Source organism: Arthrobacter sp. 10L424, assembly GCF_056395325.1.
Genome location: NZ_JBFTJH010000008.1, coordinates 110841 through 137233 on the forward strand (window position 1 = coordinate 110841; position 26393 = coordinate 137233).

A 26393-nucleotide genomic window follows, 5' to 3' on the forward strand; every position below is an offset into this window, starting at 1 on the left:
TCGAATAATCATGACTTCAGCATCGAGCATGGATCCGGCAGCGGGAGCTGTTGCGGACTCCCCAGCGAGCAGTACCGGCAGCAGCCAGTCCGTCAGCCAGGCCGACAGCGAGATGGGTTCGCGTCCGATCGGTGTGTTTGATTCCGGCGTCGGCGGACTCACCGTGGCCCGGTCCATCATCGACCAGCTGCCCAACGAATCCATCCTTTACGTCGGCGACACCGCCCACGGCCCGTACGGTCCGCTCCCCATCGCCGAGGTCAGGGCCAACGCCCTGGGGGTGATGGACGAGCTGGTGGATTCCGGCGTGAAGCTGCTGACCATCGCGTGCAACTCCGCCTCGGCCGCCGTGCTGCGGGACGCCCGCGAACGCTACACGGCCCGGTACGGGATCCCCGTCATCGAAGTGATCCAGCCGGCCGTGCGCCGCGCCGTCGCCGCCACCCGCACCGGCCGGGTGGGTGTGATCGGAACCTCCGCCACCGTCGGCTCCCGAGCCTACGAGGACACCTTCGCCGCCGCCCCGGACCTGCACATCACCTCCGCAGCCTGCCCCGCGTTCGTGCCCTACGTCGAAGCCGGCATCACCACGGGCCCGGAGCTGCTCGCCGTCGCCCGGGAGTACCTGGAACCACTCAAGGCCGCCGGGGTCGACACAGTCGTGCTGGGCTGCACGCACTACCCGCTGCTGACCGGCGTCATCTCGTATGTGATGGGAGAGGACGTCACGCTCGTCTCCAGCGCCGAGGAGACGGCGAAGGATGTCTACCGCGCACTGGCCTCCCGCGGGCTGGAGCGCACCGACGCCACGGCGCCCGAACACAACTTCATCGCCACGGGAGACGCCTCGCAGTTCGAGCACCTCGCCCGGCGCTTCCTCGGCCCCGAGGTCCTCAGCGTCCGCCACGTCGACCATGTGGCGGCCCAGTACCCCACGGGCAGCCTGGCCAGGATCACGCCGGAAATGATTGCCGCTGCGCAGGCCGGCGCGGGCCGTCCACGGATCTCCAACTTCGTTGGCGGATCCGCGGGCGGGGGAACCCTGCTGTGAAGCTGACCATCGTGGGCTGTACCGGATCGTTTCCGGGTCCGGGCTCGCCGGCGTCGTGCTACCTGCTGACCGCGAACGACGGCGAGCGGGACTGGAAGATTGTGCTGGACCTCGGCAGCGGGGCGCTCGGCGCCATCCAGCGCTACACCGATCTCGAGGACATTGACGCCATCTTCCTCACCCACCTGCACCCGGACCACTGCATGGACCTGTGCGGGCTCCACGTCGCCGTGCGCTGGAAGCCGGGCGGCTGGGGCCGCGGCAGGATTCCCGTGTGGGGGCCCGCCGCCACCGCCGACCGGATGGCCACGGCCTACGGCCTGGAACTGGACCCCGGGATGCACGAGGAATTCGACTTCAGCAACTGGTCCGAGCGCAAGCCGGTGACCATGGGCCCTTTCACGGTCACCCCGTACGCCGTCAACCACCCGGTCGAAGAGGCCTACGCGCTCCGCGTGGAGGTCACCGAACCGGACAAGGACGGCAACCCCGTCACCCGGGTGCTCAGCTATTCGGGGGACACCGACTCCTGCAGCGGCCTCGAGGATGCGGCCCGCGACGCCGATCTTTTCCTCTGCGAGGCAGCCTTCGAGGAGGGCCGCGACGACGGCATCAAGGACGTGCACCTGACCGGCAAGCGGGCGGGGGAGGCCGCCGTGGCCGCCGGTGCCCGGCGGCTGCTGCTGACCCACATTCCCGTCTGGACCTCGCCGACCACCGTCATGGCCGAAGCCAAGGGTGTCTTCGGCCAGCATGTGGCCGTGGCCGTGGCGGGTGTGCACTACACCATCTGAACGGGGCCGGGCACCGCGCGCCGGGACCTGCCAGGGTCGATAAGCTAATGGCATGACTTCCGAAGCCCTTACCGCCCCCATCATCCGCGCCGACGGCCGCACGCCCGATCAGCTCCGGCCGATCAGCATCACCCGCGGCTGGTCCAAGCAGGCCGAAGGATCGGCCCTGATCGAGTTCGGCAACACCCGGGTATTGTGCACGGCCTCCCTCACCGAGGGCGTGCCCCGCTGGCTCAAGGGCGAAGGACGCGGCTGGGTCACGGCCGAGTACGCCATGCTGCCGCGGGCCACCAACACCCGCTCCGACCGCGAGTCCGTCAAGGGCAAGATCGGCGGACGCACCCACGAGATCTCCCGTCTGATCGGCCGGTCGCTGCGTTCCATCATCGACACCAAGGCCCTGGGCGAGATCACCATCGTGCTGGACTGTGATGTCCTGCAGGCCGACGGCGGAACCCGCACCGCCGCCATCACGGGCGCCTACGTGGCCCTGGCCGATGCCATCCGCTTTGCCCGCGAAAACAAGATGATCGCCCGCAACGCCCAGCCCCTGACCGACACGATCGCCGCCGTCTCCGTCGGCATCATCGACGGCGTCCCGATGCTGGACCTGCCGTACGTCGAAGACGTCCGCGCCGAGACCGACATGAACGTCGTTGTCACCGGATCCGGCAAGTTCGTCGAGGTCCAGGGCACCGCCGAAGGCGCCCCCTTCGACCGGGACGAGCTCAACAAACTCCTCGATCTCGCCCTGATGGGCACCGAGCAGCTCGCCGCGATCCAGCGCGAGACCCTGGCGGAAGCCCCGTGACAGGGGGCACAGCGCCGCGGCTGGTGCTCGCCACCCACAACAAGGGCAAACTCCGGGAGCTCCGCGAACTGCTGCGCGGGCAGGTGCCCGGCCTCGACGTCGACACCCAGGTGGTGGACGCGGGGGCCGTGGGTGCCCCCGACGTCGCCGAGACCGGCGTGACGTTTGCCGAGAACTCGCTGCTCAAGGCCCGCGCGGTGGCGATGGCCACCGGGCTCGTGGCCATCGCCGACGATTCCGGGCTCGCCGTCGATGTGCTCGGCGGGGCACCCGGGATCTTCTCGGCCCGCTGGGCCGGCCGGCACGGGGACGACGCCGCCAACCTGCAGCTGCTTCTGGACCAGCTGGCCGACGTGCCGGATGAGTTCCGGGGCGCCGCCTTTGTCTGCGCCGCGGCGCTAGCCGTACCCTCTTCCGGCGCAGGTGCGACCCCGGAGGAGGGCCGGGAAGTCGTGGAATACGGGCAGCTGGAGGGTACGCTGCTGCGCGCACCGCGCGGGACCGGGGGATTCGGCTACGACCCGGTGCTTCAGCCCACCGGGCTGGACCGCAGCTGCGCCGAGCTCAGTCCCGAGGAGAAGAACGCCATCAGCCACCGCGGGCACGCCTTCCGGGCGCTCCTCCCGGCGATCATCGAGGCCCTGTCCGGAAGGTAGCCGGCAGCCGCACTGACAGTTAACAAAGGAAGGCGCCCCACGACGTGGGGCGCCTTCCTTTGGCTTGTCCGTCCGGGCTGCTGTCCGGACTGCCGCCCGGAACGGGAGCTACGGCGTCTTGCGTTCCTCTTCGGGCTCGTGCTCCTCGATGAACTCCTCGACGACGTCGGTGCCGTACTTTTCGGCCTGGCGCTTGGCGATGAAGCCGCGGGCGACCTCAATGCCGATCGGGATCACCGAGACCAGGACGATGATGATGAAGATGATGTCCAGGTTGTCGCGGACCCACGGGAACGTGTCGCCCAGCAGGTAGCCCAGCAGGGTCACGCCGCCGCCCCACAGCACCGCGCCGATGACGTTGAACAGGAAGAATTTGCGCTTGTCCATCTGGGCGACGCCCACAATCACCGGGACAAAGGTCCGGATGATCGGCACGAAACGGGCCAGGATGAGGGCCTTGCCGCCGTGCTTCTCGAAGAAAGCGTGGGCGCTTTCGACGTTTTCGCGCTTGAAGAGCCTGGAATTGGGCTTGTTGAAGATGGCCGGGCCGGCCTTGGACCCGATCAGGTAGCCGACCTGGTTCCCGATGATCGCCGCGGCGATGATCAGCGCAATGAAGGCCCAGATGTTGACCTTGATGGTCCCGGTGGCAACCAGCAGCCCGGCCGTGAACAGCAGTGAGTCGCCCGGCAGGAAGAAGCCGACCAGGAGGCCGGTTTCCGCGAAGATGATGCCGCAGACCAGCAGCACCACCCACGGTGCGAGGGCGGGGTCGGCCAGGAAGATCTGGGGGTTCAGCCAGTCGGGCAGGAAGGAGGCCAGCTGTGGCTGGACCGGTCCTGCACCGCCGATCGTGGACACGGCAAAGTCATTCAAAGCTAGAAGGTTCACTTGTTAAGGGTACTTGACGGCCGGCGCGCCAGCCTTCCTTCCCGGGTCCACGGCGCGCGAAGGTGGCAGTCCGGTGCGGGCCGGCCCGGATTCGGGCGGTAAAGTTTGGGGCGTGGGTTTGGACTTTACGGCGATCGACTTTGAGACGGCGAACGGCTTCCGGGGTTCACCCTGCGCTGTTGGCCTCAGCAAAGTCCGCGGCGGCGTCGTCGTGGAGGAGGCGTCCTGGCTGATGCGCCCGCCGGAAAACCACGACCGCTTTGACCACCACAACGTCCGGATCCACGGCATCCGGCCCGAACAGGTGGCCGGGCTGCCGCGCTTCGGCGAGCTGTTCCCGGAGATCGGCGCCTTCATCGGCGGCGACATCCTGGCCGCCCACAATGCCGCCTTCGATCTCGGGGTGATCCGCTCCGGCCTCGAGGTCTCCGGCCTCGCCGGCCCGGCCTACGACTACGTCTGCACGGTGATGCTGGCACGCCGCTGCTACTCACTGGTGTCCAATTCCCTGCCGTATGCTGCCGAGGAAGCCGGTGTCCCGCTGGTCAACCACCACGACGCCGCCGAGGACGCTCGGGCGTGTGCCGGGATCCTGATTGACATTGCCGCGCGCAACGGCGCGGGCAGCATCGCCGAGCTCTACCTGTCCCTGGGCCTGGCGGTGTCCCGCCAGCCGGCGTTCGACCCGCGGCGCGACCCGCTCTCCAAGGCCAGCCAATCAGCAGTGGAGGCACTCGCCGGCGGAGCTGGCGCGGCCGTCCCGGTCCGGGACTACCGGCCGGGCTGGCCCGAGGAGGGCGCCAACCCGCTGCCCAACGCCTTCGCCGATCCCGGACACCCCCTGTTCGGCCAGACCGTCGTGTTCACCGGTGAACTCGCCATGCCGCGGCCCGAGGCCAAGATCCGTTCCGCCGAGTTCGGCGCCAGTCCGGAAAGCCGGGTCACGGCCCGCACCACGGTCCTGGTGGTGGGCGACGGCTTTGTGGCCGCCGATCTGCGCTCCGGCCGCCTCACCGGCAAGGCCCGGCGCGTACTGGAGCTGCACGAGCGGGGCCGGCGGATCGAGGTCCTGTCCGAAGGCGAATTCCTGCAGATGGTGGGCGGCCACGTCGCTTCGGCCGCGATCGCCTGAACGCCCGTTCGGACATGCGAGGCGCACAGCACGACGGGAGCCGGGCGCGCCAGGGGTCATACGGAGCAACAAACATTCCGCCCGGGCGGGCCCGCTCCTAGCCTTGGACGATGAGCAAACCCACCTCGGCGCCCTCCGGGATTCCGGCACCCGCAACCGCCCGGAAGAGCGGAATCGACTGGCGGGCGGTCTTCGCGTTTCCGAACCCGGTCAATGAGTATGCCGCCCGCATCACGGCCGGACTCGTGGTGATCCTGTCCGTGGTGACGCTGCTGACCGGCTTCGGCTGGGGCCTTGGCGTCATTGCCGCCGGGTTCTGGCTGCGCGTCCTGTTCGGCCCGCGGATCTCGCCGCTCGCCCAACTGTCCGTCAAGGTCCTGACGCCGCGGCTGGGGAAAACCCGGCTCGTCCCGGGCCCGCCGAAGCGGTTCGCGCAGGGCATCGGTGCCGCGATGTCCACCGCCGCCGCCGTCCTGCTGGCCGTGGGACTGGCGCCGGCCGCCTGGATCCTGCTCGCGGTCCTCATTGTTGCCGCGTCCCTCGAAGCGTTCGCCGGCTTCTGCCTGGGCTGCGCCATCTTCGGTTTCCTCCAGCGCCGCGGCCTGATCCCCGAGGACGTGTGCGAGGCCTGCAACAACATCACCCTCCGCAGCGCCTAGGTGTCCGGGGCGTCCGGCACTTGGGCGCGGACTTAGGAGCCGGTGACCGCCGCCAGCTGTGAGGCCATGCCCCGGATGAGCTCCGGGGCCTCGAGGACGTCGAGCCACTCCGCCGGCAGGCAGGCCTCGCCGTAGAACGTGCCCAGGATGTTGCCCGCAATCGACGCGGTGGAGTCACTGTCGCCGCTGTGGTTCACGGCAACGGCGATGGCCGCACGGAAGTGGGCCTCCGGGTGGCCGGCAGCCGCCGTCGGATCCTGTGCCGTAGCCAGCACCGCGTAGAGCGCGACGGCGAGTGCCTCCTCCGCCACCCATCCCTCGCCGAGTTCCCGGACCAGTTCCTCAGGGTCGAGCACTGCGCCGGCGGCGCCCAGCCGGAGGGCTGTCTTGAGCCGGGCGACAAGATCGGCGTCGGGCTTTTCACCCTTGCGCTGGTGCCCCGCGCCGAGTTCTCCGAGCGCGAATTCCGCAGCCTCACGCAGTCCGCGGCCGGCGGCCAGGGCGTGGATGAGGAGGCTGAAGACGCCGGAGCTCTGCCGCGCCGCAGGATGCCCGTGTGTGAGCGATGCCGCATCGGCGCTGAGCTTGTAGACGGCTTCGGCCGGGATGTAGGGGACCAGGCCGAAGGGGGCAGAACGCATAACGGTGCCGCAGCCCTTGGAGTCCGGATTGACTGGCCGGTAGAACGTTCCCATCTCTCCGGTGGCCAGTCCGCTCAGGCAGGCGTTTCCCGGAGCGCGGCGGTGCTTCAGGACGCCGTGGGAATCGATCCAGCGGGGCGGCTGGAACGGTGCCGCGTCCGGTACCGGCACACCCTGGGTGGCGAGCCAGCGCAGGTACGCGAGCCACAGGCACGCGTTGGTGTCCGCGGCCACGCCCGAATTGGCCCATTCGAGCGCCTCGAGCAACCCGTCAACGGTGTAGAGCGTGAGTTGCGTGTCGTCGGAGAAGTGGCTGCCGCCGTCGAGCGCTGAAAAGTCCTGCAGCCCGTCCGGGCCGTACGTCGAACGGATCGTGGAGATGTCGTCGAATTCGACGGCGTACCCCAGCGAATCACCGAGGGCGCCGCCCAGCAGGCACCCGTGGATCCGGGATTCGCGGGACGGTGTTGACGGCAGTGCGGGGGTGATGACGGGCTCATTGCTCATGACTTAGAATTTTACCCCGGCCCCCAGTCGGAGCCGGTGCCACAAGTCAACAGCGGACAGCAGGCGACGAATGCGCGAACCAGCATGGCGGAAGACCGGATCCACCCCCGACTACCGGTTCTCGCTCGCCAACGAAACGACGTTCCTGGCCTGGATCCGGACTTCGCTGGCCCTGATTGTGGGGGCCCTGGGCATCGATCAGCTGTTCCCGGAGATTGCCCCCGCCCCGCTGCGGATCGCCATGTGCGTTGCTTTGGCGTTCATCGGTGCCGTCCTCGCCGTCCTGGCCTACCGCCGCTGGGGGCAGATGGAAGAAGCCATGCGCAACAACCGTGAGCTGCCGTTTTCCGGTGTGATGCTCGTGATGACGGTAGGGGTGGCGGCGGCCGCGTTTGTGCTGGCCGTGCTGCTCGTGGTGGCCCGGTGAGCGCCGCCGCCGTGCGGGACCCCGGATTGCAGCCGGAGCGGACCGAGCTGTCCTGGGGCCGGACGCTGCTGGCCATCCTCGCCGCGGACCTGCTGATTTGGCGCAGCTGGGCGGTCGCGGCGTCGCAGCCCGTCCCCGCCCCGGACCCGGCCTCCAACTACATCAGGTGGGCAGGGGCCGCAACCACTGACTTTCTCGGGGTTTGTGCCCTGGCAGCGATGGTCGCCACCGTGGTGCTGTGCCTCTGTGTGCTGGTCCGGGTGCGGCAACTCCGGCACTCCTCCCACGCGCCGCCGGCCTCCCTGATACGCTGGGCCGCCGCCGGCGTCATTGTGCTGGGCGCCGCCGCCGTCGCCGCGATTGCGCTGGGCCGCTAAGCCGGGGTCCAGCGAACGTCCAGACTCCGCTGGCAGACTGCTCGCTGACCCCAAACAAAGGAATTCCTGAAATGACTACGCCCGCGACAGCCCACGTGCCTGCCGCCACTGATGATTCGCCGCGTACCGGGCTGCCGGGCCGGCTTTCCGCCGAGGCCCTCGGGACGTTCTTCGTGGTGGTCGCCGGCCTGGGCGTTCCGTTGTTCACGATTCCGCAGTCGAACCCGCTCTCCGCCTCCCTCGCGGCAGGCCTGGCGGTCACTGCCGCGATGCTGGCGTTCGGGTACATCTCCGGCGGCCACTTCAATCCCGCGGTGACGGCGGGACACGCCATTGCGGGCCGGATCCGGCTTGCTGACGCCGGAGCGTACGTGGGCGCGCAGCTGGTGGGCGCACTGCTTGGCGCCGTGGCGCTCTTCGGTATCCTGCGCACCGTCCCCAACATCGCCGACACCAGGGCGGCCTTCGACACGGTTTCCGCCGGGTTCGGCGAGAATTCCGTCATCCAGGTGCCCCTGGCCGGCGTGCTGCTCCTGGAGGTGCTGGGCGCAGCCCTGCTGGTGGCGGTATTCCTGAGCGCCACCTCGGCGCGGAACCCGTCGCGGCTGGCGGCGCCCTTCGCCGTCGGCCTGACCATGGCCGTCCTGCTGCAGTTCGGCCAGGCGCCCGGCAACATCCCCTTCAATCCCGCGCGCGCCACGGCGTCCGCGCTGTTCAGCAGCCCGGACGTCCTCGGGCAGCTGTGGCTCTTCTGGCTGGCCCCGCTGGTGGGCGCGGCCCTCGCCGGGCTGGTGTACCGCGGCTTCGCGCACGTCGCCCCGGCCGCGGCGGTGCCGGCCGCGGCAGTGCCGGCCGCTGCGGCGGGCGAAGAGGCGGACGGGGAGGAAGCCTTGTTGGCCGGGCCCGGCGAAGAGCCGGAGTCCGACGCCGGAACGCCGGCCGCAGCGACGCCGGCACCTGCCGAACGCCAGGCGGGCGGGGACGAGGCCCGCGATTTCTTCGACAAGCGCGGGCAGTAACCCGCACCCGGCATCGAGTCCGCACATCCAACGCGGGGTCACCCCCGGCCCATCCCGCCCGACGAGGCTTCTGGATGGGCTCGGAGTGACCCCGCGTTTGCCGTTCCGGAGCGGTGGCGCAATCCTGTCGGTGGCAGCCGATACCGTAGGAGCATGCGGTTATTGCACACCTCGGACTGGCATTTGGGCCGGTCGTTCCACGGCGTCGGGATGCTCGACGCCCAGCGCGCCTTCATCGACCAGCTCGTCTCTTTCGTGCGGGACGAGGCAGTCGACGTCGTCCTGATCGCCGGCGACGTCTACGACCGCGCCCTGCCGGGTGTCGACGTCGTCCGGTTGCTGGACGACGCGCTGGTGGGCCTGACCGGCGCCGGCGCCCAGGTGGTGCTCACCAGCGGCAACCACGACTCGGCCATCCGTCTCGGCTTTGCCTCCCGGCTGCTGGAGCGCGGGGGAGTGCACCTGCGCACGAGGCTCTCCGAGCTGGACCAGCCCGTTCTGTTCCCGCTCGACGCCGCCCGCCCGGACGCCGGGCCGGTGCTCGCAATCTATGGCATTCCCTGGCTGGAACCACGGCTCGTAGCCGAGCAGCTGGGGGTCGACACCGCCAGCCACTTCGAGGTAACCCGGGCGGCGACCGCGCGGATCCGGGAGGACCTGAGCCTCCGTTCCGCATCCCGGACCGTCCATTCCGTGGTCCTTGCCCACACCTTTGCCAGCGGCGGGATCAGCTCGGACAGCGAACGGGACCTCAGCATCGGCGGCGTCGGCGCTGTCCCGTTGGATCTCTTCGACGGCTTCGGCTACACGGCGCTGGGCCACCTGCACGGCCGGCAGGAGCTCTCGCCGTCCGTCCGCTACTCCGGTTCGCCGCTCGCGTACTCGTTCTCCGAGGCGCAGCACAAAAAGGGCAGCTGGCTGGTGGACGTCGACGCTGACGGCGTCGGCGCTGCCCGTGAAGTGCTGTGGGAAGCGCCCCGGACTCTGGCCGTGCTGCGCGGCAAACTCGAGGAGCTGCTTTCCGCCGAGGACCATGCCTGGGCTGAACCCGCCTATTGCCAGATCACCCTGACCGACGCGCAGCGTCCGGCCCAGGCCATGGAACGGCTGCGCGCGCGGTTCCCCGACACCCTGGTGCTGGGTTTTGATCCGGAAGGTGCCGGGACCGCGCCGAAGACCAGCTACAGCAGCCGGCTCGCCGAGGCCGAGGATGACCTGTCCATCTGCTGCGGCTTCCTGGAGCACGTCCGCGGCCGGGCAGCAGACGACCGCGAGGCAGCCGTCCTTGCCGAAGCCCTGGAAGCCGTGCGGCTGGAAGGAGTCTCACTGTGAGAATCCATCGCCTCGAGATCTCCGCCTTCGGGCCCTTCGCCGGCACCGAACACATCGATTTCGACCGTCTGAGCGCCCACGGGCTGTTCCTCCTCAACGGTCCCACGGGCGCCGGCAAAACCAGTGTCCTGGATGCCATCTGCTTCGCGCTTTACGGGTCGGTGCCCGGGGCGCGGCAGGACGGAAAGCGGCTGCGCAGTGACCACGCCGAGCCCGCGGCGGAGCCGCGGGTCACGTGCGAGTTCTCGGCGCGCGGGCGGCACTTCGAAGTCTCCCGCTCTCCCGCCTGGGACAAGCCCAGCGCCCGCGGGAAGAACGGCTTCACCGTGCAGCAGGCCAACACCCTGCTGCGGGAACGCGTCGACGGCGAATGGATCGAGAAGTCCGGCCGCAACGACGAGGCCGGCGCCGAGATTACCGATGTCCTCGGGATGAACCGGGAGCAATTCACCCGCGTCGTGATGCTGCCGCAGGGCGATTTCGCCGCCTTCCTGCGTTCCAAAGCCAGCGACCGCCTCGACCTGCTGCAGAGCCTCTTCGGCACCCAGCGTTTCGAGGCCGTGGAACAGGAACTTGGCCGGAAAGCGCAGGCTGCCCGCACCGAGGTCGCCAGCCTCAACGGCCAGCTTGAGCTCCTTCTCGCCCAGGCGGAAGCCGAAACTGCCGCGCTGGAGTTCGACCCGGCGGATGCCCCGGACCAGTCTGACCCTGACTCTTTCCTTGCCTGGCTGGAGACCAATGCCGCCACGGCTGCGGAGCAGCGCCGTGCGGCAGCGCTCGACGCCGATGGGCTGCGTGCCGGCCTCTTGTCCGCCAGGGACGCCGCAGCAGCGCGCGCCGCCCGCCAGGCCAAGCTGGCCGGAGCCGAACGCCGGCTTTCCGAGGCTGAGGCTGCCGCCCCCGCCATTGCCGCCAAGAGCGCTCAGCTGGGCCTGCACCGAAAGGCGGAAGTCCTCGGCGGGCAACTGCAGGCCGTGGACAGCGCCGGGACGGCGGAGGACCTGGCGGCGGCCGCCATGGCCGCTGCCGCAGAAAATGTGCGCACCGCTGCCCTCACCGATCCCGAACTTGCCGCTCTGCGGAACACGTCCGCGGGTGGCAGTCCGGACCTGCGGTTCGCCGACTCCAGGGGTAGCTCCGGTGTTGCGGACAGCCCCGCCCTGGACGGTGAAGCCTTGCGGTCCGCGCTGACAGGACTTCGCTCACTGCGCGCGGTGCTGGCGGAGCGGCTGCCTGATGAGGCCAGGCTGGCCGGCCTCCGGAGCCGCAGCACCCAGCTTCGCCTGGGCCTGGCGCAGCTGGAAGACGGGCGGGCGTCCGGCGCCGCGGCCCTGGTCGCCCTGCGAAATGAATCCGATGCACTGCTCGCCGCACTGCTTCCGCTCGAAGAACTCGCCGCGGAAGTCCAGCTTCGGACGAAGGAGGCCGCCGCGGCCGAGGAACTGCTGGTCCTGGTGCGGCGTTACGCTGCTGCCGAGCAGGCCCGCACAGCCATTGCGGAACACCATGCCGGCGCCCGGTCGGACTACCAGGACCGGCGCCAGCGCTGGCTCGATCTCCGCGAGGAACGGCTGGCCAACGCCTCGGCCGAGCTCGCTGCCCAGCTGCAGGCGGGCGTCCCCTGTCCGGTCTGCGGCAGCCCCGAGCATCCGGTCCCCGCCCCGGCCGCGGCGTCCGCCCTGGACGTGGCCGAGGCCGAACAATCCGCGCAGCACGCCTGCGAGGCGGCGGAGTCCGCCCTCGCGGCGCTCGAACGTGAACTCGCCGAGGCGCTGCAGGAGGTTGCCGTTCTGGCGGCACAGGGCGGGGACACCGCGCCCGAGGACGCCAGCCTGGACGCCGAACTGGCGGGGGAACGCGCCGCCGAAGCACGCCGTGCGGCGGCTGACCTCGACGTCAACCGCGCGCGGTACTCCGCACTGGGCGAAGAAATCGCCGGCGCGGAGGCGGCCCAGGCGGCCACGGCATCAAGCATCGCCCAGACCGAATCCACCCTCACTGAAGTCCTGGAGCAGGCCGATTCGCTCGAACTGGCCCTCGACAATCTTCGGGCGGGCCACCCCGTTCTGGCGGACCGGATCACGGCGCTGGACGGCACCGCGTCCGTGCTTGAACACGCCGACGCGGCACGGACCCGGCTGGAACAGGCCGTAGCCCGCTCGGCGGAGGCCCGGCAGCAACTGGAGCTGGCGCTCCCTGGCACTGGTTTCGACTCCGCGGAGGCGGCGCGGGCCGTCCTGCTCCCGGCAGCCGATTCCGCGGCCCTGGAAGCCGCCATTCGCGCCGGCCAGAACGAAACGGCCCGGATCGAGGAACTTTTCGCCAGCGAGGAACTCGTCCTGGCACTGCACGAGCTGGCAACGGAAGGCGGCCCCGTCGCCGGGGAGCTGGTGGAACAGCTCCGTGCAGACGCGGCCGCGGCCGAACGCTCCGCCCGGGACGCCGAACTCGCGGCCGGCCTCGCGGAAAAGTCCCTGCGGACCCTGGGCACGATCGCCGCGAACTATAAGCAGCTCGCGGCGGACGGACGGGAGCCGCGCGAACGGGCGCAGCTGCTGGCCGCCGTCGCCGACGCGGCCCGGGGCGGGGGAGACAACAACTACCGGATGAGCCTGAACAGCTATGTGCTCGCCGCCCGGCTCGAACAGGTGGCTGTCGCGGCCTCGGAACGGCTGATCGGCATGAGCGATGGCCGCTACACGCTGCAGCACACCGATGCCAAGGCGGTCCGCGGGCAGAAGTCCGGCCTCGGCCTGGAAGTGGTGGACCAGTGGACCGGTCAGCGGCGCGACACTGCCACCCTGTCCGGCGGTGAGTCCTTCATGGCCTCGCTGGCCCTGGCCCTCGGACTGGCGGACGTGGTGCAGCAGGAATCCGGCGGCGTGGACATCGAGACGCTGTTTGTGGATGAGGGCTTCGGCAGCCTCGACGAACAGGCCCTCGAGCAGGTCATGGATGCCCTCGAGGGGCTCCGGGACGGCGGGCGTGTGGTCGGTCTGGTGAGCCACGTGGGGGAAATGAAACAGCGCATCAGCACCCAGCTGCAGGTGGTCAAGGGACGCAACGGGTCCGTGCTGCACATCTCCGACGACGCCCGGGGCTGACACGCGTCTGCAGGCCCGGCCGCCCTCGGTTTCCGGGGAGGGCGGGGTGCCGGGCCTGCAGAGTTCCGGGCTGCCCTTACGGCCGCAGTTGCGGCTATAATTGGAGCGTTACCGGGTCGCGCGCATCGGGAGGAGGGACGATGCGCACCATTGAACGAACCCGGAATCATGACTCTCTCAACGACTTCCCAGGCGCCCGTTTCTTCCGCGCCGCATTTTCCTGACACCGCTGCCCTTGGGCCGGTCTCCCCGCCGGAACCCGCCGCCGCACCACAGCCGGCACTGCGCACTGGCGGGCGGTTCGCCCGTTTGCCCCTGCTTGCGGGGAAAACCTTCATCCCGATCGGGCTCTTCGCCCGGCTTCCGCTCGCCATGCTCACCGTCGGGGCGCTGACCCTGGCCACCGCCGTCACCGGCTCCTACGCCGTCGGCGGGGTGGTGGCCGGAGCTGTTGGCATCGGCTCCGCGCTCGGCGCCCCGGTCTTCGGCGCGCTGGCGGACCGGCTGGGCCAACGCCCGGTGCTGCTGTTCGCCGCCGTCTTCAACACTGTGGCCGTCATTGCCCTGATCCTCGCCGCCTACCTGGTCCCCGGCGGAGATGAGCTGGCCGCCGCTGTCCCGGTCCTGGCCGCCGCCTTCGTGGCCGGTGCGAGCTGCCCGCAGGTCGGCTCCCTGGCCCGGGTCCGCTGGATGGCATTGACCTCCCGCGGCGGACGCGACGCCAACCCGGCAGACCTCGACACGGCGCTGTCCTACGAAAGCACCGCCGACGAGCTGACCTTTGTCCTGGGACCGGCCCTGGTGGGCATCCTCGCGAGCCTCATCGCACCGTGGCTGCCGCTAGCCCTCGCAGCGGCCCTGACCATCACGCTCGTCCCGGCCTTCGCGGTGCACTCCACGCACCAGGCGGTGGTCCGGACACCGGCGCGGACAGCGGCCGGAGCGGCTCACCGGAAACAGCTCCGGGCAAACCTGACGGCCGGGCAGCGGGCAGGTGCCTTCGCAGCCGTCGGGCTCCCGGTGCTGGCCATGGTCTGTATGGGCACTTTCTTCGGCTCCACGCAGACGGCGCTGAGTTCCTTCTCCGCCAGCTTTGCCACGTCCGAGCTGGCGGGCCTGCTCTATGCGGTGATGGGGCTGAGCTCCGCGGCGGCGGCCTTGTCGGTGGCGTACTGGCCCCAGCGGTTCACGGTGAACGCCCGCTGGCTGGCCTGCGCCGCGCTCATGGCAGGCCTCGCACTGCTGCTGTTGCTGCCCTCGACGGCGCTTCCCATGATCCTCGTGCTCCTTGTCCTTGGCCTGCCGGTGGGCCCGCTGATGGTCACGGTCTTCGCGATCGGCGGTCAGGTGGCCCCTGCGGGCAAACTCGGCACGGTTATGACCGCGCTGGCCAGCGGCATTGTCGCCGGCACCGCGATCGGCTCGTCCATCGCGGGGCAGCTGGCGCAGCACCAGGGCTACTCCACGGCCTTCGTGGTCCCGGTGTGCGCCGCCGCGGCGCTGTTCCTGCTTGGTGCGGCAGCCGCCGTCGTGCTCCGGCGGAAGAAAGCCCCCGCCCCCACCAGTTGACGGTGACGGCCTTGGCGGCCACGGCATGCGGGGCCGCCGCCCAGCCCGTTGGGGCACCGCCCCCGGGGACCATTGACGGCGGTGGGGCTTCGGAGGACATTGAGGAATCCGGGACGTACGGGAACGGTCGCCACGAGGTATTCCGTCGGAGGACGGCCTGGCGTGCCGCTCAGGTGGCACGCGTTCCAAGGAGGTCGGCATGCCCAAAAAGCCCGGACTTATCGCGGCGGTTGCTGCATTGTTCTGCCTGGCCGGCGCCATGCCGGCCGGAGCATCCACGGAACCACACGGTACGCCGGGCAACGGGCCCATAGCCTTCGGCCGGGCCAATCCCCAGCTGGGAGGCGATGCGAAGAGCCTGTGGGTGGCGCGCGCCGATGGCTCGCATCAGCAGCAGCTCACCCGGGACGAGACGGGCTTCTCGGACTGGTCTCCGGACGGACGCCGGATCGCGTTCGACTTCGTCAGTGACACCGGGGTCCACATTGCCACCATGTCGCCCAACGGCAAGGGGCGCCGCTCCTTGACGTCCGCTCCGGGGGTTCAGGAAGGCCCCAAGTGGTCGCCGGACGGACGCCTGATCACCTACGACGCGTTTGCGGCCGGGCAGGATCCGTTCGCTGTTTCCATCTGGGTCATGCGTTCGGACGGTACCGACCCGCATGAACTCACGCAGGGCTTCATAGATGTGGAACCTGTCTTCTCGCCGGACGGAACAAGGATTGCGTTCGGCCGCATTACGGGAGACAGCCCGGAGGGTCAGCTGGAGGCCGTCTATGTTGTGAACGTGGACGGCACCAGGCTCCATCAGATCCTGGCTCCGCGGGCCGGTCTGGAGCATCCCGACTGGTCGCCGGACGGACGCTTCATCTCCTTCAATATTGCTCCGGAAAGCGGTTCGGCGCCGGACTCCGGAGCGATCATGGCAGTCCGCCCCGACGGGACCGGGCTTAAGGTCATCCGACCGCCGACTGACGAATTGCGGTTCTTCAAGCCCGTCTGGTCGCCCGATGGGCGCCAACTGCTAACAGGCTGCTTCGATACGACCGTAGGGAAAGACCGCATCTGCACGATCTCCGAGCAGGGTAAGGGAAAGATCCGCGTTGTCGTAGCGGGTGACACCCACGTCAACCTGCCGTCATGGGGTGCGCGGCGGAGCGGCTGAGTTCTGCACCCGCGGACATTCGGGCTGGACCGGTCTTAGCCCAGCTGGCTCTCGATGCGCTCGGCGCCTGCGGCCAGGGACGCGGCGACCTCTGCCGGATCCTGGGCAGCGCGGATATAGACGACGGCGAGAGCGGCCGGCCGTCCGCCCGGAACCCGGATCGGGACCGCGAGCGATGAGACGCCGGAGATGACCTCGTCATGGCTGGCGGCATAGCCCCGGCGGCGGGCCTCGGCCGCCTCGGCCCGGTAGGGGATGCCGGGTGCTGCGGCGGTCCATTCCTGTTCCGACATGGCCGACTGGATCGCGATGCCGGGGGCTCCGGCGCTGATCGGATGCCGGGAGCCGGGGTGCTGGACCACCGTGGCCCCGGTGTGCCGCGGATCCACGGTGACCAGGGTGACGCACTCCTCGTGGTCCCAGACGGCAACGAAGGCGCTCATCGTCAGCGCGTTGGCGAGCTGGGTGAGTTCGGGCAGGGCCGCCGTCTGCAGGTTCCGGGAAACTCCGCGGGCCAGGACGGCAAGGCCAGGTCCGGGCTGGACCCGGCCGCCGTCGTCGCGCACCAGCAGGGAGTGGTCCTCCAGCGTGCGGAGGATCCGGTAGGCGACGGAGCGGTGCACGCCCATCGCGTCGGCGAGTTCGGCGATGGTGAGCGGGTTCGGGGCGTCGGCCAGGATCTCCAGGGCGCGGATGCCGCGCGACAGCGTCTGGGACGGGGAGGCCTGCGTGCTGCCGGCGGTCGGGGTCATTGGTCCATCCTAAGTGCGGGCGGCGACGAATCCGGGATGCACCGGGCGGCCCTTGTGCTCCGACTCACGGTGCGCTAGCGTTCTATATAGGAACTATATGTTCGATTATAGAACACATACCGGACAAGTCCCAGAGCATAGCCCAGAACATTCGCCTTTGCAGTGCATGTGAAAGAGCCATCACCAGACGCAGGGATCAACGATGATTGCCAAGCCCCGCACGGAGCCTGTCCGGGTTGTTCCGGGCCGCACTGCCGCTGCGCGTGCCCACCGCTTCCGCGGCAGCCTGGGGCGGTTCGCCACCGGCGTCGCGATCGTGACCTTTGACGGCGCCACCAAGCGCCACGGCATCACCGTTAACTCCTTCACGTCGGTGTCCATGGATCCGCCCCTGGTGCTCGTGAGCATCGCCCGCGCCTCGAAGGCGCACGACGAGCTCGCCGGGCGGCCTTTCACTGTCAACATCCTTGGTGCCGAGCAGCGGCAGCTCGCGCTGCACTTCGCCGGGCGGCCCGGACCCGAGCCGCTCTGGGTCGAGGGCGAAAACGCGCCGCGGCTGTCCCGGGTGCTCGCCTATTTCGAATGCAGGCCCTGGGCGGCATACGACGGCGGCGACCACACGCTCTACGTCGGCGAGGTGACCGACTTCAACTACCGCAACGGTGATGCGCTGGCCTTCGCCAACAGCGCGTTCACCACCATTCCGGAAAGCCAGCTGGGCATGGAGGACCTGCTCTGACCCCCGCAACACGACGTGCCAACCCTGACGCTCAGTTCAACGACGACTGGAGAAACAACCATGGGTATCCGTACCGGACAGCAGTATCTGGACAAGCTCAACAACATGACGCCCCATGTGGTGATCGACGGCGAGGTTGTCAGCGAGAAGATCGCAGAGCACCCCGCGTTCCGCAACGTCGCGCGCTCCTACGCCAAACTCTTCGACATGCAGCATGACCCGCGGCACCAGGACGCGCTGACCTACACCTCGCCCACCACCGGAGACCTGGTGAATGCCTCCTTCCTGGTGCCGAAGACCGTCGAGGACCTTGAGCGCCGGCGCCGTGCCATCTCCACTTGGGCCGAATCCTCCAACGGCTTCCTGGGCCGCTCCGGCGACTACATGAACTCCTCGCTCACCGCCCTCAGCACAGCCGGGAAGTGGTTTTCCCAGGCCGACCCCAAGTTCGGCGAGAACATCCGCAACTACTACGAGTGGGCCCGGGAAAACGACATCCTCGCCACGCACACGCTGATCCCTCCTCAGGTCAACCGGTCCGTTTCCGGCTCCGAACAACTCGGCGGCCAGCTGTCGGCCCGGATTGTGGAGGAGCGCGAGGACGGCATCGTCATTACCGGTGCCCGCATGCTCGCCACCATCGCCCCGATCGCTGACGAGCTCCTGGTCTTCCCCTCCACGGTGCTCCGCGGCACGCCCGAGGATGCCCCCTACTCGTACGCCTTCGCCATCCCCAACGACACTCCGGGCCTCCGCTACCTGTGCCGCACCTCGCTGTACAACGGCGGCAGCACCCACGACGAGCCGCTGGCCTCCCGCTATGAGGAAATGGACGCCGTCGCCGTTTTTGACAACGTCTTTGTGCCCAACGAACGCATCTTTATGCTCGGCAACCCGCAGCTGTGCAACGCCTTCTACTCCGAAACCGGCGCGGGCGCCCTGATGACGCACCAGGTGGTCACCCGGACCATTGCCAAGAGCGAATTCTTCCTGGGCCTGGCCTCCGAACTCGCCGATTCGATCGGCATCGACGGTTTCCAGCACATCCAGGAGGACATCGCCGAACTGATCGTCGACGTCGAAATCGGCAAGGCGCTGGTTCGGGCCTCCGAGGCGGATGCGGAACTCAACGAGGCCGGCGTCATGCTGCCGAAGTGGTCTACGCTCAACGCCGCCCGCAACTGGTACCCCAAGGTCGCCCAGCGTTTTCCGCAGATCATCCGGAAGTTTTCCGCCTCCGGGCTGATGGCACTTCCCGGCGAAGCGGATGTCAACAGCGACGCCCGGGCAGACATCGAGATGTACCTGCAGGGCAAGTCGCTGACCGGCCCCGAGCGTGTCCGGCTGTTCAAGCTGGCCTTCGACGCCTCGGTCTCCGGCTTCTCCGGGAGGCAGTCGCTGTACGAGTATTTCTTCTTCGGCGATCCGGTCCGGATGGCCGGGGCAATGGTGAACGCCTACGACCGCGGGCCCGTCCGTGCCCGCGTCCGTGAGTTCCTGAACCGCACCGACTGACAGCCGCAATAAACTCGCCGTCCATTCTTGGCGCGGCGAGGCTTTTTCCCAGCATGTGTGCCCTATCACACATTTCATAGTATGATTCTGAATACTAACTGACCGTTCGATCAGTAAATCCAGAGGCATTCAGTTATTCACTTCGCAACCATCCCCGGGCAGGATTTCTGCCCCCAGCAACGGAGTTTCAATGACCGCAACTTCAAGTGTCGATTCTGAGGCGGGCCCCAGCAGCAAGCATGAGGAACGCAAGGTCCTCGCGGGCACGCTTGTCGGTACCACCATCGAGTGGTACGACTTCTTCATCTTTGCCCAGCTGACGGCAACGCTGCTGTCGCCGCTGTTCCTGGCTCCCCTGAACGCCTCCAACCCGGGGCTGGCGCAGATCCTGTCCTTTGCCCTCATCGGCATCAGCTTCCTGTTCCGCCCGCTCGGCGCCGTCGTCGCCGGCCACCTGGGTGACCGACTCGGCCGCAAGGCCATGCTGGTCTTCACCCTCATCATGATGGGTGCCGCCACGGCGCTGATCGGTATGCTGCCGACCTACGCCCAGATCGGTTTCTGGGCTCCGGTCCTGCTGATCCTGCTCCGTATCATCCAGGGCTTCTCCGCCGGCGGTGAATGGGGCGGCGCTGCCCTGATGGCAGTCGAACACGCTCCCAAGAGCAAGCGCGGCCTGTTCGGCGCGTACCCGCAGATCGGCGTTCCGGTCGGCATGATCCTCGCCACCGGTCTGCTGTACTTCCTCAACACGTCCATGTCCAAGGAAGACTTCGCGTCCTGGGGCTGGCGTGTGCCGTTCCTGCTCTCCATCGTGCTGATCGTCGTCGGCTACCTGATCCGCCGGGCGGTTGCCGAGAGCCCCGTCTTCAAGGAAATGCAGGAGCGCAAGGAAGAGAGCAAGGCTCCCCTCGGAGTGCTCTTCCGCAAGCACAAGAAGGCCGTCCTCTACTCGACGATGATCTTCATCGGCAACAACGCTGCCGGCTACTTGCTGATCGCGTTCTTCATCTCCTACGCCACCAAGTCCCTGAAGATGCCGACTCCGCAGATCCTGCTGGCCACCACGCTGGCGTCCTTCGGCTGGCTGATCTTCACCCTGGTAGGCGGCTGGCTGTCCGACAAGATCGGCCGCGTCAAAACCTTCCTGATCGGCTATGGCATTGTCTTCGCCTGGATGATTCCGATGTTCGCCCTGATCGACACCAAGAACATCTTCCTCTACGGCGTCGCGCTGTTCGTCCTGACCATCGGCCTGGGCCTCTCCTACGGCCCGATGTCGGCGATGTACGCGGAGATGTTCCCTGCGAACGTGCGCTACTCGGGGATCTCGATCGGCTACGCCTTCGGTGCCATCCTGGGCGGCGCGTTCGCTGCCACCATCGCGGAGGCCCTGCTCCAGGGCACCGGGTGGACCGGTTCCATCGGGATCTACATCATGATCCTCTGCGTCATCTCCGCGGTCGGCGTCCTGCTGGCCGGGGAGACCAAGGGCCGCGCGCTCGGCGCCAGCCACCACGCGCCGGCCGCCACGGCCAAGCACTAGTCACCAAACAGACAGAAGGGCACGGACCGCTCGGTCCGTGCCCTTCTGTCGTTAAGGCGACGCGTCGTTGCTGTTCACGCGGGCCGGGCACCCAGCAGCCGGACGACGTCGTCGTCCCCGACCTGCCGGAAGGCGCGGTAGTAGCTGCCGACGGCGCGGAACTGGCCGGGGATAAACAGGCTGAACACTGCGTCCGCGAGTTGCTGCAGTGACGACTGAGCCTCCAGGGACGCGACGGGAACCCCGACGACGACGGTTGCCGCACCGGCCGCCCGGACGGCCTCGACGGCGGCCCGCATCGTCGCCCCGGTGGCCAGACCGTCGTCGGCCACAATCACGGTTTTGCCGGTCAGGGGATGCCGCGGACCAAGATACGCTGCGGCGCGGCGCCCCAGCTCTGCCCGCTCTGCGCCTTCCACGGCGTCCAGCGCCGACTGGCGGACCCCGATGTCCAGGAGCCGGGCCACCAGGGGACGGTTCAGTACGCGCACCACCCCGCCGCCGGCCGAGGCCAGCGCGCCGAACGCCGTCTCGTCGAGGCCGGGTATCCCCAGTTTTCGGACCGGCAGCACGTCCCAGGGCAGCCGAAGCGATGCCGAGGCCGCGGCCGCCACAGGAACCCCGCCGCACGCGAGGCCCAGCAGCACTGTGTCCGGGCGTCCGCGGAACTGGGGGAGGGCAACGGCCAGAAGCCTGCCGGCCTGCTCGCGGTTTGTAAAGCGCATGCCCATGGCGACCCTCTCCCGGTTTCCGCCCACTCTGCTGCGGCCAGCCTACGTCCGCCGGGGAAAGAGCGCGAGGGAATGGCCGGCCGCGCCCCCGGAAACCAGCGCGGGTTCACTTGACGTCCGTCCGGGTCGATCGGATGGGCTTCAAGTGACCCCGCGTTGCAGGTGAACGGCCGGGAAGCTACACGCCCAGGAAGCTGACGGCCCCCTGCTTGAACGCGCGGCTGGTGATGGCGTTGGTGTGGTTGCGGCCCGGCAGGACCAGCTGCTCCACCATGGCCCCGGCTTTGGCGCCCAGCGCCGCAAGCTCCGGCATGGACACGGCCCGTTCGTCCTTCTCGCCGGCCACCAGCAGCATCGGCATGTGCGGCACGGCCTCGGCGGGATCGAACGGCTCGCTCTTGATCGCCTCCACGAGGGACAGCAGCGAGAAAATGTTGTTGCTGGGCAGCATCTGGGCCATCTTCAGGAGCCCGGCCGTGGACGCATCGGCAATCGGGGTGCCGTCGGCGAGGTAACGCTGCGCGGCAACGAGGTCGAAGTCGGCCAGCGGATCGGCGACGTTCGGCCCGCCCAGAACCAGCCGGTGCACCAGCTCGTGCTGGGTGGCGCCGAACTCCCAGGCAAGCCTCGAACCGAGCGAGTAACCGATCAGGTCGAGTCCGCTGGACGGGTCGCCGTCGCGCAGGGGACGGACACCCGAGTCGAACGCGATCTGCAGCAGGTCCGCGCGGATCCTGCTGGGGGCGTACGAGTCCATGTCCTCGGGGGCGCCGCTGCGGCCGTGGCCGGGCAGGTCCACCGTGATGACACGGCGGCCGGCCTCCAGTAAGGCGGCGATCCAGCCGGTGTCTTCCCAGTTGAGCTTGGACGAGGAGGAAAAGCCGTGCAGCAGCAGCACCGGGCGCAGTCCGGCGTCGGACGCGGGCTCGTGGACACCCACATACAGCTGGGGATCGGTGCCCTCCACGGTGTGGGAATGCAGTTCGCCGGTGTGCCTGCCGCTCATGCTCTCAGTCCTCATCAAGTACGGCGCTCAGGCGGACCCGGCGCTTCGGTGCCTCTTCCGTCGGGACCGTGCCCACGATGCCGGCGGTGTTGTCCGGCACCTCAAACACAATCAGGGGCTCGCCGACATTGATCTTGTCGCCGGGCCCGCCGTGGATACGCACCACCTTACCTGCCTGCGGGCTGGGCAATTCAACCGCCGACTTGGTGGTTTCCACCTCGACGAGCGGCTGGTTGCGCTCCACCTGGTCGCCGGGGGCCACGAGCCATTCCAGCACGGTGGCCTCGATCAGGCCCTCGCCGAGATCCGGGAGGGGGAATGAAATTTCAGCCACGTTTGTACTCCAATACTCGCTGGATCCCGAAGAGGATCCGGTCAATGTTCGGGATGTATTCGTCTTCCAGGTCCCCCGAGGGGTACGGGACGTCGAAGCCGGTGACGCGCTCCACGGGCGCCTTGAGCGTGTCGAAGCAGGACTGCGTGATCAGCTGCGCCACCTCGGCGCCCAGCCCGGAGGTCAGTGGAGCCTCATGGACGACGACGGCGCGGCGCGTCTTGCGCACGGAGGCGGCCAGCGCCTCGGCGTCGATCGGCTTGAGCCAGCGCAGGTCCAGGACCTCGACGTCAATCCCGTCCTCGGCGGCGAGCTCGGCCACCTGAAGGCAGCGCGAGACCATGGCGCCCCACGCGACCAGCGTAAGGTGGCGGCCCTCGCGCATGACCTTCGCTCCGGTGGGGGAGCCGCCGTCGGCGAGGTTCACCTCGCCCTTCTGCCAGTAACGGGACTTGGGCTCCATGAAGATCACCGGGTCCGGCCGTGTGGCGGCGTATTTGAGCAGGTGGTACGCCTCGTTCGGGTTCGACGGCGAGACCACCTTGAGCCCGGGTACGTGCGCGAAGAGGGCCTCGAGGCTCTCGCCATGGTGTTCGGGGGCGCGGATGCCGCCGAAGCTGGGAACACGCAGGGTGATGGGCATCGGCATGGTGCCGCGGCTGCGGTAGTTCATCCGGGCAATCTGGCAGACGATCTGGTTGATGGCCGGGTACGCGAAGCCGTCGAACTGGACCTCCGGGATGGGGTGGAAACCGGCCATCGCCAGGCCCACGGACATGCCGAGGATGCCGGACTCCGCCAGCGGGGTGTCAAAGACGCGCTGCTCGCCGTGCTTGGCCTGCAGCCCGTCGGTGATGCGGAAGACGCCGCCGAGCCGCCCGCAGTCCTCGCCGAAGATGACGGCCTTCGGGTTCTCGGCGAGCACCTCGTCGAGGGCACGGTTGAGGGCCTGCTGCATGGACATCACGGAGGTGGTCGCGGCGGCAGTGTTTTCCGGAGTGCCCCCGGCAATGGCGGGGGCGCTGCTCTCGCCTTCGAGAATCGAGTTAGACATGTTCGGACTCCTCGCGCCAGTTGGCGGCCTGGGCCTGCAGTGCAGGGGTGGTTTCCTGGAAGACCAGGTCAAACATTTCGGTGCCGGGGCGGGATCCGAGGGACTGGATGCCGGTGCGGATCTGTTCCTCCTCTGCCTTGGCCGCCGCGAGGGCCTCGGCGAAGAACGCCTCGTCGGCGATGCCGTCGGCGAGCAGCCGCTGCCGGAAACGCTCCAGCGGGTCGGTGCCGGCGCCGTCGCGCTCCTCGTCGAGCGAGCGGTAGCGGCCGGGATCATCGGAGGTCGAGTGCGGGCCGCGGCGGTAGGTCATCGCCTCGATGAGCACGGGGCCGTTGCCGGCCCGGGCGTGCGCAAAGGCGCGCCGGGTGGCCTCGACGACAGTGACTACGTCGTCGCCGTCGATCTGCAGGGCCGGCATGCCGTAACCGGCGGCGCGGGCAGCGACGGAGCCGCCGGCGACCTGGCGTTCGGTGGGGACCGAGATGGCCCAGCCGTTGTTCTGGACGAAGAACACCACGGGGGCCTTCATCACCGCGGCAAAGTTCAGGGCCTCGTGGACGTCGCCCTGGGAGGAGGCGCCGTCGCCGAAGTACGTCATCGCGACGCCGTTCATACGGTCCAGCGTCTGCCCGTGGGCCCATCCGACGGCGTGCAGCACCGAGCCGCCCACGACGGCCTGAATCGGGGCGAGCCGGGATTCCAGCGGGTTGTAGAGGCCGCCGTGCCAGGTGGCCTTGTGGGTGGACATGTACGCCACCATGTCCACGCCCATGGTGCGGGCGACGCCCATCTCGCGGTACGTGGGGAAGACGAAGTCCCGGGTGGTGTCAACGGCGTAGCCGCTGCCCACCTGGGCCGCCTCCTGGCCGAGCTCGGGCGCGTAGCCGGGGATGATGCCCTGGCGCTGCCAGGCGATGGCCGAGGTATCGAGGTGGCGGACGGCCACCATCAGTGAATAGAGCTCGCGGAGCTGGGCGGGAGTGAGCGGTTCGGCGGCGTCGCCGGAAGCCACGGGGAGTGTGTCCATGGCTGTGACCCTAGTCACCCGCCCGACGGTAGGCAAACAGCTGTTAAATCACTGACCAGACTGCACAAGAGTGCCAGTCCGAGGGGCGTCGGGCTTTGCAATCTGTGCAGTCTGGTCAGGTAGTGCGGCCGGGCTGGTTACTTCCCGGCGTCGGCGGTTTCGGCCCGCTCGGCCGGGGCCACGCTGCGGTTGCGGGTGATACGGGCGCCGATCCAGTACGCCGCGGCGATGCCGGCGACCAGGGCGATGGTGCTGAAAAGCTGCTTGCTGCTGTCCGGGCTGCTGAAGCCGACGGCGAAGATCAGGGCGAGGAGCACGAGCCCGAAGACCGTCAGCCCCGGGAAGCCCTTCATCCGCAGCGGGAGGACGGTGCCCTCCCGGTCCGCGCGGCGGCGGAGGATCAGCTGGGAGACGAGGGCGGAGCCCCAGACCATCAGGCACGTCGAGCCGACCAGCTGGAACAGCGCGGGAAGAATCTGCTCCGGGAAAAGCAGTTCCAGCACGGCGGCCAGGAAGCCGAACGCCACGGAGACGCCGACGGCGATCACCGGCACCCGTGACTTGTTGATCTTCGACAGGAACCGGGGGGCTTCGCCGCGTTCGGACAGCGAGAAGACCATCCGGGACGCGCCGTACAGGTTCGCGTTCAGGGCCGAGAGCAGCGCGACGACGGCGACCAGCGTGATGGCGGCGCCGGCGCCGGGGATGCCGGCCACGTCAAGGACGCCGGCGAACGGCGACGCAAGGGCCTCGGAGGTGTACGGGAGGACGGCAGCGATGACGAACACGGAGCCGATGTAGAAGACCAGGATCCGCCACACGACGGTGCGGATGGCCTGGCCCACGCTGTGCTGGGGGTTCTCGGTCTCGGCGGCGGCCACGCTGACGATCTCGGTGCCGCCGAACGCGAAGATCACCACGAAGAGCGCCGTGGCGATCCCACCCAGCCCCGCCGGGGCGAAGTCCGCGGTGAAGTTGGACAGGCCGGGGGATCCGACGTTCGGGAGCCAGCCGAGCAGCAGGGCGGTGCCGATGCCGAGGAATACCAGGATGGCGGCCACCTTGAGGATGGCGAACCAGAACTCGAACTCGCCGAAGTTCTTGACCCCGGCGAGGTTGATCGCCGTGAACACGACCATAAAGATCAGGGACAGGGCCCAAACCGGGATTACCGGCCACACGGTGAACAGCAGGGCGGCGGCACCGAGGGCCTCGGCTGCGATGACAACCACCAGCTGCAGCCACCAGAGCCAGCCCACGGTCGCACCGGCGGTCCGGCCCATGGCTTTCTCTGCGTAGACGGAAAACGCGCCGCTGTTGGGGTTGGCGGCGGCCATTTCGCCGAGGGCCCACATCACGAGGATGATCAGGGTTCCCGCGACCAGGTATGAGATCAGGACGGCGGGTCCGGCGGCTTGGACTCCGGCCCCCGAACCCAGGAACAGGCCGGCGCCGATGGCGCTGCCGAGTCCCATCATGGTGAGTTGGCGTGGCTTCATGCTGTGGCCCAATTTCAGGCCGGGGCGCTCCGCGGTGGACTTCATTGTCATGCTG

At 68.8% G+C, this 26393-nt stretch carries 25 protein-coding genes; 16 read left to right on the top strand and 9 right to left on the bottom strand.

The annotated features are described in order from the left end of the window. Positions 1-10 precede the first annotated feature (10 nt). Genes murI through rdgB form a run of 4 tightly spaced genes read left to right on the top strand, consistent with a single transcriptional unit; the run spans position 11 to position 3312 of the window. A complete protein-coding gene (gene murI / locus AC1DC5_RS14415) occupies positions 11-1051 on the top strand; it encodes a glutamate racemase (protein WP_476865602.1) in 1041 nt (346 codons plus the stop codon). Then, entirely contained in the window at positions 1048-1845 is a 798-nt protein-coding gene (locus AC1DC5_RS14420) for an MBL fold metallo-hydrolase (RefSeq protein WP_441404680.1), read from the top strand. Before murI ends, AC1DC5_RS14420 begins: the two co-directional genes overlap by 4 nt. Positions 1846-1897: 52 nt before the next feature. Continuing rightward, on the top strand, positions 1898-2656 hold the full coding sequence (rph, locus tag AC1DC5_RS14425) for a ribonuclease PH (RefSeq protein ID WP_441404681.1): 759 nt from the start codon (positions 1898-1900) through the stop codon (positions 2654-2656). Beyond that, the gene (gene rdgB / locus AC1DC5_RS14430; RefSeq protein ID WP_441404682.1) at positions 2653-3312 is read left to right on the top strand and encodes an RdgB/HAM1 family non-canonical purine NTP pyrophosphatase; all 660 of its coding nucleotides are present in this window, start codon (positions 2653-2655) and stop codon (positions 3310-3312) included. The genes rph and rdgB overlap by 4 nt, the downstream gene beginning before the upstream one ends. A 108-nt stretch (positions 3313-3420) precedes the next feature. Here rdgB and AC1DC5_RS14435 read toward each other — a convergent pair whose 3' ends face one another. Further along, positions 3421-4188 (bottom strand): VTT domain-containing protein, encoded by a 768-nt coding sequence (locus tag AC1DC5_RS14435; RefSeq protein ID WP_441404711.1) that lies wholly within the window; start codon positions 4186-4188, stop codon positions 3421-3423. Positions 4189-4315: 127 nt separating this feature from the next. Between AC1DC5_RS14435 and AC1DC5_RS14440 the strand changes: the two genes are divergently transcribed. Together AC1DC5_RS14440 and AC1DC5_RS14445 are read left to right on the top strand one after the other, a co-directional pair. Further along, complete coding sequence (locus tag AC1DC5_RS14440) at positions 4316-5335, top strand: 3'-5' exonuclease (RefSeq protein ID WP_476865603.1); 1020 nt, start codon at positions 4316-4318, stop codon at positions 5333-5335. Positions 5336-5445: 110 nt separating this feature from the next. Beyond that, positions 5446-5994: a DUF4395 domain-containing protein gene (locus tag AC1DC5_RS14445; RefSeq protein WP_476865604.1), complete on the top strand. Its 549-nt coding sequence runs from the start codon at positions 5446-5448 to the stop codon at positions 5992-5994. A 32-nt stretch (positions 5995-6026) separates the two neighbouring features. Here the strand turns inward: AC1DC5_RS14445 and AC1DC5_RS14450 are convergent, their stop codons facing one another. Next, complete coding sequence (locus AC1DC5_RS14450) at positions 6027-7142, bottom strand: ADP-ribosylglycohydrolase family protein (RefSeq protein WP_476865605.1); 1116 nt, start codon at positions 7140-7142, stop codon at positions 6027-6029. 70 nt (positions 7143-7212) lie between these two features. Between AC1DC5_RS14450 and AC1DC5_RS14455 the strand changes: the two genes are divergently transcribed. The 7 genes from AC1DC5_RS14455 to AC1DC5_RS14485 all read left to right on the top strand — a co-directional run bounded on the left by AC1DC5_RS14455 (position 7213) and on the right by AC1DC5_RS14485 (position 16135). Then, a complete protein-coding gene (locus AC1DC5_RS14455) occupies positions 7213-7569 on the top strand; it encodes a YidH family protein (protein ID WP_441404686.1) in 357 nt (118 codons plus the stop codon). Further along, a complete protein-coding gene (locus tag AC1DC5_RS14460; protein ID WP_441404687.1) occupies positions 7566-7946 on the top strand; it encodes a DUF202 domain-containing protein in 381 nt (126 codons plus the stop codon). The genes AC1DC5_RS14455 and AC1DC5_RS14460 overlap by 4 nt, the downstream gene beginning before the upstream one ends. Before the next feature lie 71 nt (positions 7947-8017). After that, complete coding sequence (locus AC1DC5_RS14465) at positions 8018-8965, top strand: MIP/aquaporin family protein (protein ID WP_441404688.1); 948 nt, start codon at positions 8018-8020, stop codon at positions 8963-8965. Positions 8966-9118: 153 nt separating this feature from the next. Beyond that, complete coding sequence (locus AC1DC5_RS14470; protein WP_476865606.1) at positions 9119-10297, top strand: exonuclease SbcCD subunit D; 1179 nt, start codon at positions 9119-9121, stop codon at positions 10295-10297. Beyond that, on the top strand, positions 10294-13401 hold the full coding sequence (locus tag AC1DC5_RS14475) for an AAA family ATPase (RefSeq protein ID WP_476865607.1): 3108 nt from the start codon (positions 10294-10296) through the stop codon (positions 13399-13401). Before AC1DC5_RS14470 ends, AC1DC5_RS14475 begins: the two co-directional genes overlap by 4 nt. Before the next feature lie 168 nt (positions 13402-13569). After that, complete coding sequence (locus tag AC1DC5_RS14480; RefSeq protein WP_476865608.1) at positions 13570-14970, top strand: MFS transporter; 1401 nt, start codon at positions 13570-13572, stop codon at positions 14968-14970. Positions 14971-15169: 199 nt separating this feature from the next. Further along, positions 15170-16135, top strand: a complete 966-nt coding sequence (locus AC1DC5_RS14485) for a TolB family protein (RefSeq protein ID WP_441404692.1) — start codon at positions 15170-15172, stop codon at positions 16133-16135. 35 nt (positions 16136-16170) lie between these two features. On the opposite strand, the gene AC1DC5_RS14490 is transcribed toward AC1DC5_RS14485, so the two are convergent. Next, positions 16171-16887: an IclR family transcriptional regulator gene (locus tag AC1DC5_RS14490; protein WP_441404693.1), complete on the bottom strand. Its 717-nt coding sequence runs from the start codon at positions 16885-16887 to the stop codon at positions 16171-16173. A gap of 202 nt (positions 16888-17089) precedes the next feature. Here AC1DC5_RS14490 and AC1DC5_RS14495 point away from each other — a divergent pair, with 202 nt between their 5' ends. From AC1DC5_RS14495 to AC1DC5_RS14505, 3 genes are all read left to right on the top strand, one after another. Beyond that, positions 17090-17626: a flavin reductase family protein gene (locus tag AC1DC5_RS14495; protein ID WP_441404694.1), complete on the top strand. Its 537-nt coding sequence runs from the start codon at positions 17090-17092 to the stop codon at positions 17624-17626. 60 nt (positions 17627-17686) lie between these two features. Beyond that, positions 17687-19141, top strand: coding sequence for a 4-hydroxyphenylacetate 3-monooxygenase, oxygenase component (gene hpaB, locus AC1DC5_RS14500; protein WP_441404695.1), 1455 nt, complete (start codon positions 17687-17689; stop codon positions 19139-19141). Positions 19142-19331: 190 nt separating this feature from the next. Beyond that, positions 19332-20687, top strand: a complete 1356-nt coding sequence (locus tag AC1DC5_RS14505) for an MFS transporter (RefSeq protein ID WP_441404696.1) — start codon at positions 19332-19334, stop codon at positions 20685-20687. 74 nt (positions 20688-20761) lie between these two features. On the opposite strand, the gene AC1DC5_RS14510 is transcribed toward AC1DC5_RS14505, so the two are convergent. The 6 genes from AC1DC5_RS14510 to AC1DC5_RS14535 form a co-directional block, all read right to left on the bottom strand. After that, the gene (locus AC1DC5_RS14510) at positions 20762-21418 is read right to left on the bottom strand and encodes a phosphoribosyltransferase (RefSeq protein ID WP_441406729.1); all 657 of its coding nucleotides are present in this window, start codon (positions 21416-21418) and stop codon (positions 20762-20764) included. A gap of 178 nt (positions 21419-21596) precedes the next feature. Beyond that, positions 21597-22424, bottom strand: a complete 828-nt coding sequence (locus AC1DC5_RS14515; RefSeq protein WP_476865609.1) for an alpha/beta fold hydrolase — start codon at positions 22422-22424, stop codon at positions 21597-21599. A 4-nt stretch (positions 22425-22428) separates the two neighbouring features. Next, a complete protein-coding gene (locus AC1DC5_RS14520; protein ID WP_445154014.1) occupies positions 22429-22758 on the bottom strand; it encodes a biotin/lipoyl-containing protein in 330 nt (109 codons plus the stop codon). Continuing rightward, positions 22751-23812 (bottom strand): alpha-ketoacid dehydrogenase subunit beta, encoded by a 1062-nt coding sequence (locus AC1DC5_RS14525; RefSeq protein ID WP_476865610.1) that lies wholly within the window; start codon positions 23810-23812, stop codon positions 22751-22753. The genes AC1DC5_RS14520 and AC1DC5_RS14525 overlap by 8 nt, the downstream gene beginning before the upstream one ends. After that, positions 23805-24839: a thiamine pyrophosphate-dependent enzyme gene (locus tag AC1DC5_RS14530; protein ID WP_476865611.1), complete on the bottom strand. Its 1035-nt coding sequence runs from the start codon at positions 24837-24839 to the stop codon at positions 23805-23807. Before AC1DC5_RS14530 ends, AC1DC5_RS14525 begins: the two co-directional genes overlap by 8 nt. A 137-nt stretch (positions 24840-24976) precedes the next feature. After that, entirely contained in the window at positions 24977-26389 is a 1413-nt protein-coding gene (locus tag AC1DC5_RS14535; RefSeq protein WP_476865612.1) for an amino acid permease, read from the bottom strand. Positions 26390-26393: the final 4 nt, after the last annotated feature.